A 4,247-nucleotide genomic window follows, 5' to 3' on the forward strand; every position below is an offset into this window, starting at 1 on the left:
CGAGCGCCACCGCCTCGGCCAGCGCGCCGTCCGCGCCGCCGACCAGCACGGCGTCGAACCCCGCGGGGTCGCCCCAGCTCACGCCCCGCTCCTCAAGCCAGCGCCTTGTTGATCTCTTCCACCATCTTCTTGGCGTCGGCGAGCAGCATCATCGTGTTGTCGGCATAGAACACGTCGTTGTCGACGCCCGCATAGCCGACGCCGCCCATCGAGCGCTTGATGAACAGCACGGTCTTGGCGCGCCCGACGTCGAACACGGGCATGCCATAGATCGGCGACGCCTTGTCGGTCTTGGCGGCGGGGTTCACTACGTCGTTGGCGCCGATGATGAACGCCACGTCGGTCTGCGCGAACTCGGCGTTGATGTCCTCCAGCTCGAACACCTCGTCATAGGGCACGTTGGCCTCGGCGAGCAGCACGTTCATGTGGCCGGGCATGCGGCCGGCGACGGGATGGATCGCGTATTTGACGCGGACGCCATGCTCCTTGAGCTGGTCGCCCATCTCGCGCAGTGCGTGCTGCGCCTGCGCGACCGCCATGCCGTAGCCGGGCACGATGATGACCTGCTCCGCCTGTCCCATCAGGAACGCGGCGTCCTCGGCCGAGCCGCGCTTCCACGGCCGGTCGACCACCGCCGCGCCGCCCACCGACGCGGTCGCGCCGAAGCCGCCGGCGATGACGCTGATGAAGCTGCGGTTCATCGCGCGGCACATGATGTAAGACAGGATCGCGCCCGACGAGCCGACCAGCGCGCCCGTCACGATCATCGCGGTGTTGCCGAGCGTGAACCCCATCGCGGCCGCCGCCCAGCCCGAATAGCTGTTGAGCATCGACACCACGACCGGCATGTCCGCGCCGCCGATCGGGACGATGAGCAGGAAGCCGATCGCGAAGGACAGGCCGGCGATCGTCCAGAAGATCGCGGGCGCCTGATCGCGCGTGAACAGCGCGACGAGCAGCAGGATCGCGGCGATCAGCGCGAGGTTGATCGCGTGGCGGCCGGGCAGCAGGATCGGCTTGCCGCCCATCGTGCCGTTGAGCTTGAGGAACGCGATGACCGAGCCGCTGAACGTGATCGCGCCGATCGCGATGCCCAGCGCCATCTCGACGCGGCTTTCGGGGCGGATCACCGCGAAGGGCTGGCCGATCATCGGCACGACGAGATCGGCGATGCCGAACGCCTGCGGGTTGAGGTACGCCGCCGCCGCGACGAGCACGGCGGCGAGGCCGACGAGGGAGTGAAACGCCGCGACGAGCTGCGGCATCGCGGTCATCGCGATGCGGCGCGCGGTGACGAGGCCGATCGCAGCGCCGAGCGCGATGGCGGCGAGGATTTCGAGAGTGCCGTTTGCGCTAGGACCGGACACGACCGCGTAGCTGTTCGACAAGGCCGTGTTGGGTAACGACAAGTGCGCTGTGTCGTTGTGAAAGCGAGGAATGTGTGTCGCCAGCGTCGTCCCGACCGCGATCAGCATTCCCGCCATGCCGAAGCGGTTGCCCCGCCGGCTCGTGGCGGGGCTCGACAGCCCGCGCAGCGCGAGGATGAACAGCACGCCCGCGACGAGATACGCGAGCGCGACGAGGGGGGCGGTGTCGCTCATCTCCCCTCCCCTTCAGGGGAGGGGTTGGGGGTGGGGCCTCTCAACGGGAACCGGCGTATGGGGCTACGCCCCACCCCCACCCAGTTCCGGGTAAACAGCGCCCCGCGCTGTTTAGGCCATGCCGGGGGCATGGCCGACCCGGAACTCCTGAAGGGGAGGGGCTTGCCTTGCACCGCCATCACCGCCCCTTCGCCTTGTACATCGCCAGCATCCGCGCGGTGACCGCGAAGCCGCCGAAGATGTTGATGCTGGCGAGCGTCACCGCGCCCAGCCCCAGCCATTTCGACGCGGCCGAGCCGGCGGCGGCGCCCGCGATCAGCGCGCCGACGATGATGACGGAGCTGATCGCGTTGGTCACCGCCATCAACGGCGTGTGCAGCGCCGGCGTGACGCTCCACACGACGTAATAGCCGACGAAGCAGGCGAGCACGAAGATCGAGAGGATGGAGACGAAGGTCATGCGGGCCGTCCTAGTGGAAACCGTTCTGGCCGACCTGCGACACGCTGAACACCCCGGTCGGGAACGGCGCCTTCACCACCAGCGTCACGCCGTCCGGCGCGTCCTGCGTCACTACCAGCACGGCGCCGTCCAGCCGCACGGTGCCGGTCTGCGCCAGCTTGCCCTTGCCGTCGTCCTCGCGCGGCCAGGCATGGATCAGCGTGCCGACGTCCTTGCCCTGCCCGAAGGCATTGACGAACACCGGGTGCCCGCCCAGCGCGGCGTGGCCGTCATAGCGGATCGCGAGGAAATATTCGGTCGGCATCGTCGCCGGATTGCCGACGGTGTAGCCGACCGGCTGCTTGAGCGCGTGCAGCGCCTTGGGCAGGTGGCCGTTGACCGACGGCAGGCCCTGGACCAGACCGCCGCTGTAGCGCACGAACTCCTCGAAGCGCCCGTCGCTATCCGTGTCGCGCAGGCAGATGCGGCTGTCCCCGCCCTTGAACCCCATCCAGAAATTGCCGAGCCCCGTCCGTGGCCGCTCGCCGAAGACGCAGGCGATATAGCCCCGACCCATCAGGCGCATCAGCGGCGTGCCCGCCGGCACCAGCGGCTTGCCGTCCGCGTCGAGCGCATCGGCATCGGTGGTGACCGTGCCGATCGGCAACAGGCGCTGCTTGAGCGCGAACCCGCCCTTGGCGACCGTCACCGGTGCGGTCGAGGGCAGGATCGGCACCACCACCCAGCCGGAGCGGACCTCGCGGGCGCGCTTCTCCGCATCGTCCCCGTGCGCGGCGGCGGGGACCGCGAACGCGACCATCGCCGCGAGCCACAGCCGGCGCGAGCCCATCACGCGGCGGCTCGCCGGTCGTGACGCGGCTCGGGAACGGGACGTCCCATCTCGTGGGCCGCCTCCATCCAGCAACCGATCGCATCATAGGCGTTGCGCAGCGCCTCCTCGGGGGTCTCGCCATCCGAGAAGCAGCCCGGCAGTTCCGGCACGAGCGCGATGAAGCCTCCACCATCCTCGATGGAGAGCGGCCGGACATCGACCTCGTAATCCTGTGGGCTCACGCGCTTGCCTCCCGTACGGCGTCAATGAAGCGAACCAGCGCCCGAATGTAAACGGGCTTGATCGGACGATGGGCCGGCACCACCAGGATCTCGTTCACCAGCGGATGCTTGACCTTGTAATGCGACCCCTTGCGCGGCGGCGTGCACAAGGCGCCATGGTTTCGGCAAAGCTGCTCGACATCGGCCATCCGCCAGTCGCGCGGGTTCGCCCGCATGCGGGCCAGCAGGTCATCCGCCACCCACCAGCCTCGGATGCACCACCGCGCCGCCCCTGGTCAGCCGGATCGCGTCGCCGATCTCGGCGTCGAGCACCGGGCGGCCCGCGGCCTTGTCCCAGAAAATGGTGAGGAGGTTGAGCAGGTTGCGGGCGTAGAGCGCGCTCGCGTCCGCCGCGAGGCGGCTGGGCATGTTACGGTGGCCGACGATGCGGACGCCGTGGCGGGTCACCACCTCGCCCGCGACCGCGCCCTCGACATTGCCGCCCTGTTCCACCGCGAGGTCCACCACCACCGAGCCGGGGCGCATCGTCGCGAGCTGCGCATCGGTCACCAGCCGCGGCGCCGGCCGCCCGGGGATCAGCGCGGTGGTGACGACGATGTCCTGTTTCGCGATGTGCGCCGACACCAGCGCCGCCTGCGCCGCCTGATATTCGGCGCTCGTCTCGCCGGCATAGCCGCCCGCGCCCTCGCCCTCGATCCCCGCCACGCCCTCGACGAACACCGGCTTCGCGCCCAGCGAGGCGATCTGCTCGCGCGTGGCGCTCCGCACGTCCGTCGCCGAGACCTGCGCGCCCAGCCGCCGCGCGGTGGCGATCGCCTGGAGCCCCGCGACGCCAACGCCCATCACGAACACGCGCGCCGCCGACACGGTGCCCGCCGCCGTCATCATCATCGGAAAGGCGCGGCCGTACTCGGCCGCCGCGTCCAGCACCGCCTTGTAGCCCGCCAGGTTGGATTGCGACGACAGGATGTCCATCGATTGCGCGCGGGTGATACGCGGCATCCATTCCATCGCCAGCGCCTCCAGCCCGGCGGCGGCATAAGCGCGCACGCGGTCGCCTTGGCCCACCGGATCGAGCGCGCCGACCAGCCACGCGCCGGCGGCGACGCCGGTGAGCGCGGCCAGGTCCGGCC

6 protein-coding genes are annotated in these 4,247 nt (G+C 70.0%); all 6 read right to left on the bottom strand.

Annotation, left to right across the window (positions count from 1 at the left end):
* Positions 1 to 92: 92 nt before the first annotated feature.
* Positions 93 to 1,601, bottom strand: a complete 1,509-nt coding sequence (locus tag HUU95_RS09710; protein ID WP_174279929.1) for an NAD(P)(+) transhydrogenase (Re/Si-specific) subunit beta — start codon at positions 1,599 to 1,601, stop codon at positions 93 to 95.
* A 178-nt stretch (positions 1,602 to 1,779) separates the two neighbouring features.
* Positions 1,780 to 2,061: a proton-translocating transhydrogenase family protein gene (locus tag HUU95_RS09715; protein ID WP_174279930.1), complete on the bottom strand. Its 282-nt coding sequence runs from the start codon at positions 2,059 to 2,061 to the stop codon at positions 1,780 to 1,782.
* Positions 2,062 to 2,071: 10 nt separating this feature from the next.
* A complete protein-coding gene (locus HUU95_RS09720; RefSeq protein WP_174279931.1) occupies positions 2,072 to 2,893 on the bottom strand; it encodes a hypothetical protein in 822 nt (273 codons plus the stop codon).
* Positions 2,890 to 3,114, bottom strand: a complete 225-nt coding sequence (locus HUU95_RS09725) for a type II toxin-antitoxin system HicB family antitoxin (RefSeq protein WP_174279932.1) — start codon at positions 3,112 to 3,114, stop codon at positions 2,890 to 2,892. The genes HUU95_RS09720 and HUU95_RS09725 overlap by 4 nt, the downstream gene beginning before the upstream one ends.
* The gene (locus HUU95_RS09730; protein ID WP_254602725.1) at positions 3,111 to 3,353 is read right to left on the bottom strand and encodes a type II toxin-antitoxin system HicA family toxin; all 243 of its coding nucleotides are present in this window, start codon (positions 3,351 to 3,353) and stop codon (positions 3,111 to 3,113) included. Before HUU95_RS09730 ends, HUU95_RS09725 begins: the two co-directional genes overlap by 4 nt.
* The coding region (locus tag HUU95_RS09735) for an NAD(P)(+) transhydrogenase (Re/Si-specific) subunit alpha (protein ID WP_174279933.1) at positions 3,343 to 4,247 on the bottom strand (905 nt) is incomplete at its 5' end. The genes HUU95_RS09735 and HUU95_RS09730, both read right to left, overlap by 11 nt.

It is taken from the genome of Sphingomonas bacterium (assembly GCF_903643065.1).
GTDB lineage: Bacteria > Pseudomonadota > Alphaproteobacteria > Sphingomonadales > Sphingomonadaceae > Sphingomonas.

What these genes read in the sequence shown, in the direction of transcription:
- HUU95_RS09710 (WP_174279929.1), bottom strand. Translation starts at nt 1,601, where the DNA reads ATGAGCGACACCGCCCCCCTCGTCGCGCTCGCGTATCTCGTCGCGGGC.
- HUU95_RS09715 (WP_174279930.1), bottom strand. Translation starts at nt 2,061, where the DNA reads ATGACCTTCGTCTCCATCCTCTCGATCTTCGTGCTCGCCTGCTTCGTC.